We start from the raw sequence: 14,007 nt of genomic DNA, 5'->3' as shown, positions 1-14,007 counted from the left end.
CCTCAACTGAACTGCTGGCGGTACTGGGTCGGGGTCAGGCCGAGTTTTTCACCGAACAGAAAGCGCATGTGCCGCACGCTGCCAAAGCCACTGCGAAAGGCCACCGTCTTCAGCGGCAGGTCGCTGCTTTCCAGCAGGCTGCGGGCGCGGTCGATGCGCGCGCTCTGCAAAAACTCCATGGGCGTCATCTGCACCTCGCGGGCAAAGACCCGGGCAAAATGCCGCGCGCTCATGGCCGCCAGGCTGGCCATGCGCTCGATGCTGAAGGCTTCTTCCAGGTGCTCCAGGACATGGTTCTGCACCCGGGTAATCGGCGAATCCTGGGGCGCTACGGCCGCCACCAGCGGGCTGAACTGTGCCTGACTGCCCTGGCGTTTCATCACCACCAGCAACACTTTGGCCACTTCCAGGGCGACCTTCTTGCCATGGTCCTGGGCGACAATGGACAGCGCCAGGTCGATGCCCGCCGTGACCCCGCCGGAGGTGATCAGCCGACGGTCCTGGAGGTAAATGTGATCGGTCTCGACCAGGGCCTTGGGGAAGCTTTTGCCCAGGCGTTCGGTGTAGTGCCAGTGGGTGGTCACGCGGTGGCCGTCGAGCAACCCGGCATGCCCCAGGATAAAGGCCCCGGTGCAGATCGAACCGTAGCGCCGGGCACGCTGCGGCGCCGATTCGAGCCAGGCCAGCAACGGCAGGTGCCGCTGGTTGTAGGCCCCCGGCCCGCCCGGTACCAGCAGCAGGTCATAGCTGTCCAGGGACTGCTCCAAAGGGTGGTCGGCATGCACCAGCACCCCGTTCGAGGCGCGCAGCGCCGTCCGCTCGGTGCCGATGGTCGAAATCCGGTAATGGTCGGCGTCGGGCAGGTAACGGTTGGCGATGGAAAACACCTCCAGGGGCCCGGCCATATCGAGCAGGAGGAAGTCCGGAAACAGCACCATAGCCACGGTTTTGATCACAAAGAAGGCACTCGTCGGAGGCAAAGCTTGCAGGCCTGGAATCAGGCCCGCGCATTATGGCGAAGGTCTCGCCCCGGGTGGAATATTCCGCAACTCGGGGGTAAATACCGCTCACCAACTGTCAACCCAAAAGCGACAGTCATTCAACTTTCAGGCGCTTTTTGAGCCGACCGGTAACCATTAACCTTCTTCTCAACGCCGGAGCCCTGCATCTCGCAGCCCCGCTCCCCTTCAGGAGAAGACCTTATGCTTACCCTTCGCAAAGCCTCGGACCGCGGCGCCGCCAACCATGGCTGGTTGAAGTCGTTCCACACGTTTTCCTTCGCCAACTACTGGAACCCAAAGGAACAGGGTTTTTCCGACCTGCTGGTGATCAATGACGACCGGGTCGCCGCCGGCAAGGGTTTCGGCCAGCACCCGCACCGCGACATGGAGATTTTCTCCTATGTGCTCGAAGGCGCCCTGGAACACAAGGACACCCTGGGCACCGGTTCGGTGATCCGTCCCGGCGATGTGCAATTGATGAGTGCCGGCAGCGGCGTGGCCCACAGCGAGTTCAACCACAGCTCGACCCGGCCGGTGCACTTCCTGCAGATCTGGATCGTGCCCCAGGTCAGCGGTGCCGAACCGCGTTATCAGCAGGAGCACTTCAGCGCGCAGCAAAAACGCGGACGCTTGCAGCTGATCATCTCCCCGGACGGGGCCAAGGGTTCGCTGCATGTGCGCCAGGACGCGCGGGTCTACGCCGGTCTGTTCGACGGCGCCGAAGCCGCCAGCCTGACCCTGGACGCCGAGCGCTACGCCTACATCCACGTGGCGCGCGGCAGTCTGACGGTCAATGGCCAGCGGTTGCAGGAAGGCGACGGCGCGCGGTTGCGCAATGAGCGGGAAATCCACCTCGACCAGGGCGAGGATGCCGAAGTCCTGGTATTCGACCTGCGACCTCAGGACCTGCCGCAATTGCCATGACCCACAGCAACCCGGCACGGGCGACGTCCCCTGCCGGGTTGCGTTGTGGCGTGGATCAGATCAGGCGCTGGATCTTCTGATGCTGCCAGACCCGTTTGTAGTAGGCGCTCTGCAACGCCAGCATGCACAAGTAGGTCACCGGGAAAGCCATCCACACACCCTCAAGGCCGAAGTTCGCGCTGAACAGATAGGCCGCCGGCACCTCGATCGCCAGAATGCAGAAAATCGAAATCGTCACCGGCATCAGCACCGTGCCGCTGGCGCGCATGATGCCGCCCACCACCGCCTGGAAGCCGAACACCAGCATGCTCCAGAGCATGATGTGCAACAGGTGCTGGGCCTGGGCCTGGGTTGCCGAGTCGGTGATGAACAGCCCAAGCAGCCAGTGGGACAACAGGTAACCCAGGAGCACCAGGCCGCCGGTCAGCCAGACGTTGATCAGCAACCCGGTGCGCAGGATCGGCCCGATACGTTCCAGGCGCCCGGCACCAATCGCCTGGGCGCCGAGGATCGAGGCGGTAATGGCAATCGACAGCGCCGGGAACTGCACGTAGTTGACGATCTGCGTCACCGCACCATAGGCCGCCGTGGCCTGGGAACCGTGCTGGTTGACCAGGGCCAGGATCACCAGCTCCGACAGCGAGATCACCACCATCTGCAAGCCGGTCGGCAGGCCGATGCGCAGCACCTTGCCGAGGATGTTCAGGTCCAAGCGCATGGCCGCGAACAGCCCACGGTCCAGCGCCAGCACATGCCGCTTGCGGTTCAGGCGCCAGGCCAGGACCGCCATGGCCGCGATATTGCCCGCCAGGCCGGCCAACGCCGCACTCTGGATGCCCATGCTCGGCAACCCCAGCCAGCCGCGAATCAGCGCCGGGGTCAGGAGCAGGCCGACGCAGGTCGACACCACCAGGGCCAGCAGCGGCGACAGCGTGTCACTGACCCCGCGCAGCAGTTGGGTGAACAGCACAAACACCAGCAGCAGCGGCATGGTCAGCATCATCACCCGGGCATAGGACACCGCGTCCTCCAGCACATCCGCCGGGGTGCCCAGGCCCTGCAAGGCTTCCCGGGCAAACAGGCTGCCCACCACCGCCGCCAGCAAACCGATGATCGCCCCCAGCAACAGGGTCGCACCGGCAATCGCCTTGACCGTGCCCGGCTCCCGCGCGCCCCAGGCCTGGCCGATCAGCACGCCGGCCCCGGCGCCAAGGCCGATCACCAGGGCAATAAAGAAAAACACGATGGGGAACATCCCCGAGACCGCCGCCAAGGCCTGGGTGCCGAGCATCTGGCCGATGTAAATGCTGTTCAGGGTGCCCGACATCGATTGCAGGAAGTTGGACAGCACCATCGGCGCGAGAAACGCCAGGTAGATCTTCCATAGCGGGCGTTGTGTGGGGGTTTGCATGGAGGGGGCAGGTCTCGGCGGCAAATGAGGGGCAGGCAGGAAGATTCTACGTCATGGGCGGTCAAGGAGCGGGACGAAACAGCCGGCAGCGGCACGTCCAGGGGAACGGGCCACGGCTCGACTCAAGCCAGGCAGACGCGGCGCCTGGCGCAGCCCTCAGTGGTTATCCTGATACGCCGCCAGTGCCTGGCAAGTGCGACAGCGGAACAGGTAGGCCGTCGGGCCCTGGTGTTTATCCAGGGCATTGAAAAAACCTTCCCATTGCGGGCCGTTGGGCAGGCCGGTGGAATCCTGCACCGCGAGGATCGCTTCGGCCCCCAGTTCCAGCAGTTCGGCGTGACCGGCCTTGCCCAGAAACTGCGCACCGTCGCCGCAATGGGTCAGCCACTGCTCCTGCTGCCAGCCATTGAAGCCGGGGGTGCGCTGGCTGATTTCGTCCCGGACCTGTTCGTCGAGGTCATCGTCGTCGGGGCCGATGCTGTCTTCGTCGGTAAAGGTCACGGCGAATTTTTCATGGGCGCTGCCATCGGCAATGCACCAAGGGCAGAAGCTCTCTTCATACTCTTCCACCGCGAACACCGGGCCCACGTAGATCAAGCCTCGGGGCCGCTCACAACAGATGCAGCTGGCCTCGGACGGCTCGACGGAACCGCTGGCGACCGGGTCGGGGTGGTAATTGAAATGGGGCAGATTCATCTGGACAGCTCCTGGCTCAGGCGATTTCGCCCTGAAGCCTGCCATCAGTCGACGCAAGAGTCACTCGCCATCTTGTCCTGTACCGCTCACCGCGTTGTAGCTACCGCGGAGGCACGAGGCTGCGCTGACCGGCATGGGCGCTGTGTTGGGTCAGGTGCAGGTGCAGTGTTCCAGAGGGCCAGCGCAGCCTGCGGCAGCGGCTACAAGGGTGGGCTGAGGTCGGTGAGGTAGGCGATGGCGTTGCGGTATTTTTCCAGGCGCTGGAAGTCTTTTTCGGTGGGGTTGTGCAGGCGCGCCAGGTCGCTGTTTTCGGCCAGGTCCGCCAGTTTTACCACCCGTGCGATGGGGTCGCGGCCGGCACGTTCGACGAACAGCGGGTAGTCTTCGCCCTCGCGCTTGGTCAGGGCGTCAATGGCTGCCAGCACCGCCTGACTGAAGCCCTGTTCGCGCAATTCGTCGAGGGTCACCGGGGTGTCTTCCACCACGTCGTGCAACACCGCGGCCATGCGTTCCTCAAGCGTCGAGACACGCATCATGACCTTGAGCGGATGCAGGATATAGGGCGAACCGCCCTTGTCGAACTGGCCCTCGTGGGCCTGGGCGGCAATGGCGATGGCGCGCTCCAGGGTGCTCATGGGCTGACCCTTGCTGCGCGGGGCCGATGGCCGTGGGTGAGTACTGTGCCGGTGTTGTTCATGGATACCTCCTGTGATCCGCGGTGCTCGATCTTAAGCGCCCCGAGCCGTCTGCCGCTATCAATTGCGTGCCAGGGCCAGCAACAGATCGCCTTTGGCGCCCGCAGTTCCACCTGCGACATAAATTGCCTGCCCGCCCTACCGGTGATCGGATCCGTCGAGCCGCCCACGCAAGGCTTGACCCTGATCAAGTGCCGCCCGCGCCACAGGCGTAAATGATCAGCAACCCTTTAACTTTTCAGAGACTCGACCATGCCCAGCACCTCAAGCCTGCGCCCTGCCCCGCTGTCATTTCCGGCCCAACAGGGCCAGCACTGGATCGATCGCCTGAACGACGGCAGCCCGGTGCTGATCCGTCCGTTGCGCGCCCAGGACCGCGAGCGTGAAAAAGCCTTTATCGAAAACCTCTCGCCGCTGACCCGGCATCAGCGCTTTCTGGGTGAAGTGAAGGAAGTCGACGGCCGCCTGCTGGACCAGTTGATGGATGTCGGCACCCGGGAGCGAGTGGCCTTTGTCGCGCTGGTCCACGACAACGGCAGCCTGCGGGAGATCGGCATCAGCCGTTATGCCCAGGCCGGGGATGGCGCGGATGTCTGCGAGATCGCGGTGACCGTGGCCGATGACTGGCAACAACGCGGCCTCGGCGCGCTGTTGTTGCAGCACCTGATCGACGAAGCCCGCAGCAATGGTTTCAAACACCTGTACTCGGTGGACAGCGCCGCCAACCGCAGCATCCGCGAGCTGACCAGCGCCCTGGGCTTCAGCCACAGGACCGACCCGGACGACGCCACCCAGGTGATCCACAGCCTGGACCTGTAAGCCCCTGGAACCAGGGGCGCGGCTCAATGGATGCTCAGGTGGCGCACTTCGCAGGTGTCGACATCGATATGGCACAGGCGCCCCTCGCGGTCGAACAGCAGCCAGTGGGAATCACCCATGCGCAGGTGGGCGATGCTCTGTTGCGGCCAGGTCAGGGTCGCCGCCAGGCGGTCGTCGCTGCGGCTGATAAAGTGCCAGCGCTGCTCGTGCTCGCCGACCAGGTAATCGATCAATAGCCACTTCTGGCTGGCAAACACCTGGGGCGGATGAAACAGGTCTTCGCCCAGGCCCGGCAGGTACCAGCTCTTGCGACTGCCGCCCATGGCCAGCACCAGGGTCGACTCGGCGCTGTCGCCGTCCTTGATCGAGCCCTGCAACACATCTCCGGAGGCCGTCAGCACCTGGAACTGGCCGACCTCGGTCAGCGGCGGCACATCATCGCGCCCCTGCAAGCGTCGCCCCGGCAACCGGTAATGCCAGCGCTCGCTGCCGCGCTCCCCGGCATCCAGCAACAGGTACTCGTGTTCGGCGTCGCCTTTGATCCCCAACAGGCTGCCCGGCAGGTCGCTGACGTGCCACAAGGTCTCGAACCCGCGATCGACATCCACCACCCGCACCTGGCGCTCGGCGCCTATGGTCCAGGCGCAGCCATCGAAACTTCGGGAAAAATGCTCCATCACCAGCACCCCGAGGTCGATCACCCGACGCTGCACCAGGTCCAGCTTGCTCACGCGCCACACCGCATCGCGCCGGGCCAGCACCAGGGCCACCTGCCGGCTATGGCCCAGCACAATGTGCCAGGCCGGGGCCGCCAGACTGAACAGCGGCGCGCCGTGGCGATCGACCACCAGCGTCCCGGCTTCGCCCAAGGCCAGCAGGTAGCGCTCATCGTCCAGCAGCACCGCATCGAAAATCACCCGGCTGCCGCTCTCCCCGGCCACCCATTCCAGGGTCGAAAGGACCGAGTGCAGCGGTGTCGGTTTGGAGCGCTGCAACAGTTGGTTCGGCAGGTCAACGCGCAGCAGCTTGTCGCTGCTCAACTTGACCAGCAACTGCACCTGATGGGCGAGCAACGGGCCAAGGCCTTGCGCCACGTCGGCCAGCACTGCATGCACAATGGCCCCCGCCAGCCAGGCCAGGGAACCACCATGGCTGCGGTGCTGCAACAGCGCCCGGACCAGCACCGCGCGCTCCTCGCAGCGCTGCGGATCATCGCGCAGTTGCTGCACATAGTCGCGGTAGGTCTCCAGGGTGTCGGGCAGCAGGATCGCGCGCTTGACCAGGGCCGCTGCCGCCAGCCCGCCACCGGCGGCTTCGGCATCGAGCAACCAGCGGGCTGCACGCTCCCGTTCATCCGGCAGGTTCCAGATCACCTCCACCGCCTGCAACCACAGGCCCTTGCTGGTCAGCGCCTCGGCCCATTCCAGGCGCAGTTTGTTGGCGATTTCCGGCCATTTGCCCTGAAGCATCAACACCGCTTCGTTGAAGGCATCGTCCCGGCGCGCCACCTGCAATGCCCGTGGCCAGTCATCGGCCAGGCACAGCAGGCGCACGATCAGTGGCGCCGACATGTCCCAGGCCAGGGCCAGTTCGGCGGCCTGGGTAAAGCGCTGGTGGCGCTCCAGGTAATCCAGGGCCTCCTGGCGGGCGTGCAGCAGCTCGGCGAGCACAAACACCGCCTCTTCGATCCGCCCTTCCCGATCCAGGCGGGTAAAACTTTGCCGATACAGCTGCCGCAGATGGGCTTGCATGTCATCGGGAAACAACATCGCCCGACTCGCCCCACGGGCTTCCCCGAGCTTGAGTTCCTGGCGCCGTTCGGGGGTGCCGAAAGCCTGCTCGCCGGAGGGCTCGCCACCCAGGGGGATCGCGTGACGCAGGGCTTCTTGCAAGTCGCCGCGCTCGAACATGTCGAGCATGCGCCGCAGATAGGCCGCCTGGCGCTTGCCGTACAGATCCCGCAGGCGCGAACCCAGGGTCAGGCGGCTCAGCCAGCGCCGCCACTGGGCCGGTTTGGCGCGCCCGGCCTGGGCCCGCTGGCGGATGCCCGGGGCGGCCGGCGCGGCGGCACTGGCCGGCGCCGACGGCGCCCAAGCCTGGCTGTTACGCCGCAGCAGCTTGCCCAGCAGCGCGAGCATGGCGGTGAACAGGATGGCACTGAGCACCAGGGCCAGGATCCAGCCGCCGAAATCGCCCGCCGACTTCAGCGGCTCCGGACTCGCCGCGCTCGGCAGGCTGCTGGACCGATCGCGGATCCAGGGCTTGAGCCACGCCAACAGCCCCGCCAGGACCAGGCCCGCCAGCAGCAGTTTTTCCCAGAGCCCACCGATGCCGCCGATACCGCTGCCCGTCCGTGCGCCAGGACTGGCACCGGTGTTCGCGGGGCTCGCGGGGGCCTGCCGCCCCTCGCGCTGTTGTTGCTGCTGGCGCTCGATCATCGCCTGCATCACCGCGGCGCGCTCCGGGTCCGGCGCCGCCAGCGCAGGCCCGAGCACCTGCCGCAGGTCGGTTTCCACGGCGATGGGCTGCAACACCGGAGCCGGCAGCGCGACCACACAATTGAAGGTGTCGAGCAGCGGGTAGTCACCGACCTCCAGCCAGCGCCCGGGTTCGATCAACTGCCCGTCGCCAAGGTGCAAGGCCAGGACCTGGCTGCCGCGCACCAGCCACAGGTCGGCCGCCGGCAGCCGAGCGATTTCTCCGGCATCCAGTTGCGCCGAACACAGGGCCCGGCCGTGACGAATCAGGGGCCAGCCCAGCAGTGCCTCGCACAGCACCGATTGGGGGGCGGCAAAGCGCAGCAGATCGCCCTGGGCAAAGCGGTAGAGCCGCGCCCCGGCCTGCCAGTGGCTGAGGATCAGGCGCCGACGCTCGGGTTCCGGGCAGCGTTCGGCACTGAACCACAGGCCTTCGATGCGCTGCCGGCCGCGCAACAGCGGATGGCGTATCGGCTCCAGGCCTGGCTCATGCATGGGCTGCATCCTTCTCGGGCGCCAGGTTACAGAACAGCTGCAGGCGCATTTTGCGCTGGCGCACCGAGTACACCAGCAGCTCGCGGGCGCCGGTCAGTACCGCGAGCAACCCGCTGATCGGGCAGAAACTGCTTTTGACCACCGGGTGGCTGGTGCTGAACAGCACCTCCTGGCGGCCCTCGAAGTACAGGGCAAAGGTCTGCTGGTCGGGGCCCATCAGCAGCATCGAACAGCTCTCGTCCTTGCGCACCAGGCCCAGCCCACGCCAGCCCGGGGCCAGGCTGATCTGCTCGTGCGGGGCCGGGTAACTGGCCGGGGTCAGCAGGCGCCAGCTTTCACTGCCATTGTTCACCGTCAGCAAGGCACAGGCCCCGAAGCCGTGGCGCCAGGCGAAACCGGCGGCGATCAGCACCTGGCTGACGCCCTCGGCAGCGCCCACCACGAAGCGGTCAAACCCGCCGCCATTGACCCCGGCGGTGTGGGCCTGCAACTGGCCACGCTCATTGCGGACATACACCAGGGTTTCGTGCTCGACCTTGGCCATGCCCAGCACCCGGTCGGCGAGGAAATGGGTCTTGCCCAGCTCTTGATCGGCGCGCAGCGGGTAGACCCGCATGGTCCAGAACGCCAAATGGCCTTGGGTATCGAGCAGGTACAGACGCCCGGCGTCGCGGCTGCGCAGCCAGGCGGTGGGCAGCAGGCTGGCGGTGCCCGGCGGGATCTTCAGCTGCTCGATACCCGGCCGTGGCACATTCACCAGCCCGGACATTTTCCAGAACACCAACTGCTGCTCATTGCTGAGCACCGCGCCAAAGGTGCGACTGAGAAAGGCCATGCTCAGCGGGCTGCGACCGGCCGCCCAGAGGTGGCGACGGATCTCGATTTTCTTCTTCTGCTGCTCGGTGGGCAGCTTGATCACCACTGCGCCGGGCTGGCCCAGCAGCGCCAGGGCCACATAGTTGCCGGCACTGGAGATCACCGGTGGCAGGGTCAGGGCCACCCGTGGCGCGGCCTCGTCATGACGCACCGGGGCGGCTTGCACGCTGTCGAATTCGCCCCGCAGCAAACCCATGGCTGCTGCGTTGTCGGGCATTGGCAACTGCAACCGGGCACGCCCGGAACCCAGCACCTCGAAACTCAGGGCGCTGCCATCCAGGTCCCGCTGCACCTGTACCCGGTGGCTGCACAGCGGGTCGTTGGCGTCGATCGGCAGGCGTTGCCCCACCGCCCAGCATTCGCCCGCCGCCAGCTCCTGCTGCCCCAGCCATTCACTCCAGGCCTGCCAGTGCGCGGCGCTGACGCAGGCAAACACCCGCTGGTCCAGCAGGCGCTTGATCTGCGCCACCGAGTCCAGCTCGTACAGGCGCGGCGTGGCTTGCAGGATGCCCCAGCGAAACTGCGCGCCGGCTTCCCGCGCCCGACGCGCCAGGAGGATCAGCAGTGCCACATGCACCAGGCGCGAGGCACCCAGCTGCAATGGACCGGCATCAAACAGCACCACAATCAGCGCGTTGGCCTGATGCGCGCGGTACTGCGGGGCGACAAACAGATGCTCGCCACCGGCGGCCCGCCGCAGAAACTCATCGGGCACTTCCTCCGCCAGCAGCCATTCGCTGGACAACAGCCGCTCGTAGGGCCCTCGGCGTTGCAAGTCGCCCAGGCCGTCGGGCTCGGGCACACCATTTTGCTGGCGACCACGCAACGGCCCGAGCACCGGGTTGATCCGTCCCAGCAAATCGGCGAACCCGGGCAGCAGTTCGGGAGCGAACCAGCCTAGCCATTCGCTCCAGGGTTCCAGCGCTTGAGGTAATTGCATGTCAGGGCTCCGCCCAGTAGGCGGCGATTCGCGCCAGGTGTTGCGCGCTGACCGGCAGTTGTCGGTGCAGGGGGATCAGCGCCTTCGGCTGGTGCCAGAGCAGCAGCGGCGTCGATGAACAACGCGCCAGCAACGCCTGAGCCAGCAACGCTGGCGACACATCGGGCTGGTAGTGGGTCGGCAGCCAGAGCTGCGGAGCCTCAGGGTCGGGCGCGGCATATTGCAGGCCTTCGATCCACGGCAGATCGGCCTCTTCGCCCAGCACCAGCAGTACCTGGGTATTGGCCGTCGCTTGCAACCGCGCGGCCTGGGGGGCCGGCAGCTGTTGCAGGCGGGCGTGCAGGCGCCGGGCGACATCGCCCCAGGCCACCGCCGCGCGGGCGACAACCGGCTCGGCCCGGGGCTGCCAGTTCCAGCTCAATCCAGGCGCTTGCGTCATGCGCCGTCAGACAACTGGCTGGCCAATTGGCCCCGCAGGCCTTGCAACGGCTCGGGCAAGGTGGCGCTGTCGAAATTGGCGTCGATTTCCCGCAGCAGGCTTTCCACGGCGGCGTGATCGGCCAGCGGGCGCTGCAACAGTTCGAGGGCGGTTTCCTGCAGACGATTGACCCGCGACAGCGGCTGCAAGGTCGCCTCCTCCACCGCGCTGAACAGATGGCTGTTGCTCGACGCGGCAAACAGCTCGCGCAGCACTTCGCGCCCGCGTTGCTGGGTTTCCTGGGTCGGCAGCACGTAGAGCAGCGGCCACAGGTCGGCGTCGGTGGCCTGGGTGCGGCCGCTCAACAGCGCGGCGGCGGCGATCAGGCGCTGGGACTTGACGATGCGCCGGTCGGACAGGGCAATGCCCGCTTCGCGCAGACGGCGGATGGCCGTGGCCAGCAGTGGCCGCGCTTGGTCGAGGTCGACGCCTTTCAGCGCCTGGCTCAGGGTGTCGAGCTGGCTCAGCCCCAGCAATTGCTGAACCGGACGCCGCTCGGACTGCCAACCGCCGCTGAGCATGGCTTCGAGCTGGTTGTCCGGCACCGATTCGACAAACAGGTGCAGCAGGAAGCGGTCGCCGAACGCGGCCAGGGCCTCGTCGTCCGGCAGGCCGTTGGCGGCGCCGACACAGACCCGCAACGGGCACTGGATCTGGGTGTGGCCACGGCGGAAACGCCGCTCGTTGAGCACCCCGAGCAGGGTGTTGAGAATGGCCGTGGAGCCGAGGAACACCTCATCGAGAAACACGATATCGGCCTCGGGCAGCATGCCGCTGACATCGGTCTCGACCGTACCTTCACGCAGTTTTTTCAGGTCGACCGCGCCAAACAGCTCCGAAGGCTCGGTGAACCGGCCCAGCAAGTATTCGAAGTAGCGCCCGCCCATGGACTGGGCAACACGCCGCACCACGGCGCTTTTCGCAGTGCCCGGCGGGCCGATCACCAGCAGGTGCTCCTGGGCGACGGCGGCCAGCACAATCAGCTCGGCCAGTTGCTCACGGCCTACCAGGCCTTCAGTGGCGACCCGGACCGCGCTTCGAACCTGCGCCGCGGCGCTCTGCAATGAGGCGATCATCACTGTCTTCCCTGAAATCAAAGCGCAGGATTCTGCCTGATCCGCCCCTGATCGCAAAGCGCGCATTGCGCCGGGGCGTCGGGCGGCGCCTTATTCCAGATGGGCCCAGGTCATGCGGAACGAGGCACCGCCCCACTCCGAATCACCGACTTCGACATGCCCGCCATGGGATTGCGAGACCCGCCGCACCAGAGCCAGACCCAGGCCAAAGCCGCCGGTGCGCCGATCGCGGCTGGCATCGAGGCGGGAAAAGGGTTCAAAGACCTTCTCCCGCCCGTCGATCGGCACCCCGGGCCCGTCGTCGTTGACCCGCACTTCATAACCGTCGCCCTGGCGTACCAGCGACACCTCGACCCGCTGTTCGGCATAGCGAATCGCGTTGCGCAGCAGGTTGATCACGGCCCGCGCCATAAACCGTGGCTCGATGCGGATCGAATCGACCTGGCAGGTGCGAACCCGCAGTTGCACCCCGGCCGCCTCGGCCTCCAGGGCAACACTGCCAACCACACTGTCGAGCCAACTGTGGGCCTGGATATCTTCGCGCTTGATCACCGTGGCCCCGCGTTCGAGGCTGGCATAGGTCAGCAGCTCGGAAACCATTTCCTCCAGCTCGCCGAGGTCCGAGTACATATCGGCGATAAGCTCGCGGTTTTCCCGGGGGTCGGGTTGCTGCCGGAGCTGGTCGAGTTCAAAGGACAACCGGGCAATCGGCGTGCGCAGCTCGTGGGACACCGCGTTGGTCAGCTCGCGCTGGTTGGCGATCAGGCCCTCGATGCGCCCGGCCATGCGGTTGAAGTGCTCGGCCAGGTCACGGATGTTCGAGCGCCGCGACAGGTGCAGGCGCGTGCCCAGGTCGTTGTTGCCAAAACGCTCGGCGGCCAGCCGCAGCTGCTCCAGGTCCCGCCAGTGCGGGCGCACCCAGAAGTACAGGACGATGCCCACCAACGCGCCGAGCAAGGCATAGGCGGCGATGGTGTAGAGGATGGTCATCGAGGGTTCTTCCGGCAGCTTGATGCTCAGCAGCTGCGGGCCGCCGTCAATGTTGGCGATGAACTCGGTGAAGGTCTGGCGCACCACCAGCTGGTTGCTGTCCAGCAGCGCCTGCTCCCGGGGGCTGAGGCCCAGTTCAGCGGCCTGCACCAGCTTCAACTGCAAGCCATAGTGCGGCTTGAGCTGTTCCAGCTGCTGCTCGCGTCCCTGGCTGTCGTAGGGCCGCAGTTTCTCCGTCAGGCTGTAGGCCGGGCCGCGCACCGCATCACGGTTATAGGCTTCCAGCGGGTCACTGAGCACCGTGGTGAAGATATGGTCGACCGCCGTGATGGCCCCGGCAAAACCAATGGCCAGGACAATGTACAAGCCCAGGAAAAGCCGCAGCATCTAAAGCTCCCACGCGAACGGATTGAACAGATAGCCCTTGCCCCAGATGGTCTTGATGCACAGCGGCTCGCGCGGGTTGTCCTTGAGCTTGGCCCGCAGCTTGCTGATATAGACGTCGACGCTGCGGTTGAGGCCGTCGAAGGCGATCCCGCGCATGCGGTTGAGAATGTCGTCCCGCGACAGGATCTTGCCCGCCGAGCTGGCCAGCAGCCACAGCAGTTCGAACTCCATGGTGGTCAGCTCGATCCCTTCGCCTTCAAGGCGCACTTCGCGGCAACTGCGATCGATGCTCAGGCTGCCGAACTCCAAGTTGCCGCGCGCCGGCGCCTCGGGCACCTGGCGCCGTTGCAGGGCGCGCAGGCGAGCCAGCAGGACCGGCGGCTTGATCGGCTTGATCACATAATCGTCGGCGCCGGACTCCAGCCCCAGGATGTGGTCCAGGTCATCTTCCTTGGCGGTGAGGATCACGATCGGGGTGTCGGACACCGCGCGGATTTCCCGGCACACGTGCAGGCCGCTCTGCCCCGGCAGCATCAGGTCGAGGACGACGATTTTCGGCTTGAACTCAAGGAACGCGGCCAGCGCCACGTCGCCGCGATGCACGGTGCGGATTTCAAATCCGTGCTGGCACAGGAAGTGCGCGATCAGCCCGGCGAGCTTTTCGTCATCCTCCACCAGCAAAACTTTGCCAAGACCCAGGTTATCCATAAGTACCCGTCTGCGACCCGCCCATTTTCAGTGC

The 14,007-nt window shown here is 66.0% G+C and carries 12 protein-coding genes; 2 read left to right on the top strand and 10 right to left on the bottom strand.

Annotation, left to right across the window (positions count from 1 at the left end; all coding sequences use genetic code 11):
• Positions 1-2: 2 nt before the first annotated feature.
• Positions 3-953, bottom strand: coding sequence for a DJ-1/PfpI family protein (locus tag JFU57_RS21040; RefSeq protein WP_201132162.1), 951 nt, complete (start codon positions 951-953; stop codon positions 3-5).
• A gap of 249 nt (positions 954-1,202) precedes the next feature.
• Here JFU57_RS21040 and JFU57_RS21035 point away from each other — a divergent pair, with 249 nt between their 5' ends.
• Positions 1,203-1,925, top strand: coding sequence for a pirin family protein (locus tag JFU57_RS21035; protein WP_201130659.1), 723 nt, complete (start codon positions 1,203-1,205; stop codon positions 1,923-1,925).
• A gap of 55 nt (positions 1,926-1,980) precedes the next feature.
• On the opposite strand, the gene JFU57_RS21030 is transcribed toward JFU57_RS21035, so the two are convergent.
• From JFU57_RS21030 to JFU57_RS21020, 3 genes are all read right to left on the bottom strand, one after another.
• The gene (locus tag JFU57_RS21030) at positions 1,981-3,336 is read right to left on the bottom strand and encodes an MATE family efflux transporter (protein ID WP_201130658.1); all 1,356 of its coding nucleotides are present in this window, start codon (positions 3,334-3,336) and stop codon (positions 1,981-1,983) included.
• Between the two features lie 156 nt (positions 3,337-3,492).
• Entirely contained in the window at positions 3,493-4,032 is a 540-nt protein-coding gene (locus JFU57_RS21025; RefSeq protein ID WP_201130657.1) for a CbrC family protein, read from the bottom strand.
• A 200-nt stretch (positions 4,033-4,232) separates the two neighbouring features.
• A complete protein-coding gene (locus tag JFU57_RS21020; protein WP_201130656.1) occupies positions 4,233-4,667 on the bottom strand; it encodes an HD domain-containing protein in 435 nt (144 codons plus the stop codon).
• A gap of 312 nt (positions 4,668-4,979) precedes the next feature.
• Here JFU57_RS21020 and JFU57_RS21015 point away from each other — a divergent pair, with 312 nt between their 5' ends.
• On the top strand, positions 4,980-5,546 hold the full coding sequence (locus tag JFU57_RS21015) for a GNAT family N-acetyltransferase (RefSeq protein WP_078471415.1): 567 nt from the start codon (positions 4,980-4,982) through the stop codon (positions 5,544-5,546).
• Positions 5,547-5,569: 23 nt separating this feature from the next.
• Here JFU57_RS21015 and JFU57_RS21010 read toward each other — a convergent pair whose 3' ends face one another.
• From JFU57_RS21010 to JFU57_RS20985, 6 genes are all read right to left on the bottom strand, one after another.
• Positions 5,570-8,518 carry a bpX6 domain-containing protein gene (locus JFU57_RS21010; protein ID WP_201130655.1) on the bottom strand — a complete coding sequence of 983 codons (2,949 nt, stop codon included), beginning with the start codon at positions 8,516-8,518 and terminating at the stop codon, positions 5,570-5,572.
• Positions 8,511-10,334 carry a hypothetical protein gene (locus JFU57_RS21005; protein ID WP_201130654.1) on the bottom strand — a complete coding sequence of 608 codons (1,824 nt, stop codon included), beginning with the start codon at positions 10,332-10,334 and terminating at the stop codon, positions 8,511-8,513. The genes JFU57_RS21010 and JFU57_RS21005 overlap by 8 nt, the downstream gene beginning before the upstream one ends.
• 1 nt (position 10,335) lies before the next feature.
• Positions 10,336-10,773 carry a bpX5 domain-containing protein gene (locus JFU57_RS21000; RefSeq protein WP_201130653.1) on the bottom strand — a complete coding sequence of 146 codons (438 nt, stop codon included), beginning with the start codon at positions 10,771-10,773 and terminating at the stop codon, positions 10,336-10,338.
• Positions 10,770-11,888, bottom strand: a complete 1,119-nt coding sequence (locus JFU57_RS20995; protein ID WP_201130652.1) for an AAA family ATPase — start codon at positions 11,886-11,888, stop codon at positions 10,770-10,772. The genes JFU57_RS21000 and JFU57_RS20995 overlap by 4 nt, the downstream gene beginning before the upstream one ends.
• 90 nt (positions 11,889-11,978) lie before the next feature.
• The gene (locus tag JFU57_RS20990; protein WP_201130651.1) at positions 11,979-13,265 is read right to left on the bottom strand and encodes an ATP-binding protein; all 1,287 of its coding nucleotides are present in this window, start codon (positions 13,263-13,265) and stop codon (positions 11,979-11,981) included.
• Complete coding sequence (locus tag JFU57_RS20985; RefSeq protein ID WP_201130650.1) at positions 13,266-13,973, bottom strand: winged helix-turn-helix domain-containing protein; 708 nt, start codon at positions 13,971-13,973, stop codon at positions 13,266-13,268.
• Positions 13,974-14,007: the final 34 nt, after the last annotated feature.

It is taken from the genome of Pseudomonas sp. TH07 (assembly GCF_016651285.1).
Taxonomy (GTDB): domain Bacteria; phylum Pseudomonadota; class Gammaproteobacteria; order Pseudomonadales; family Pseudomonadaceae; genus Aquipseudomonas.
Note: the sequence above shows the minus strand (reverse complement) of the source record. Positions and strands in the feature narration are given on the sequence as shown.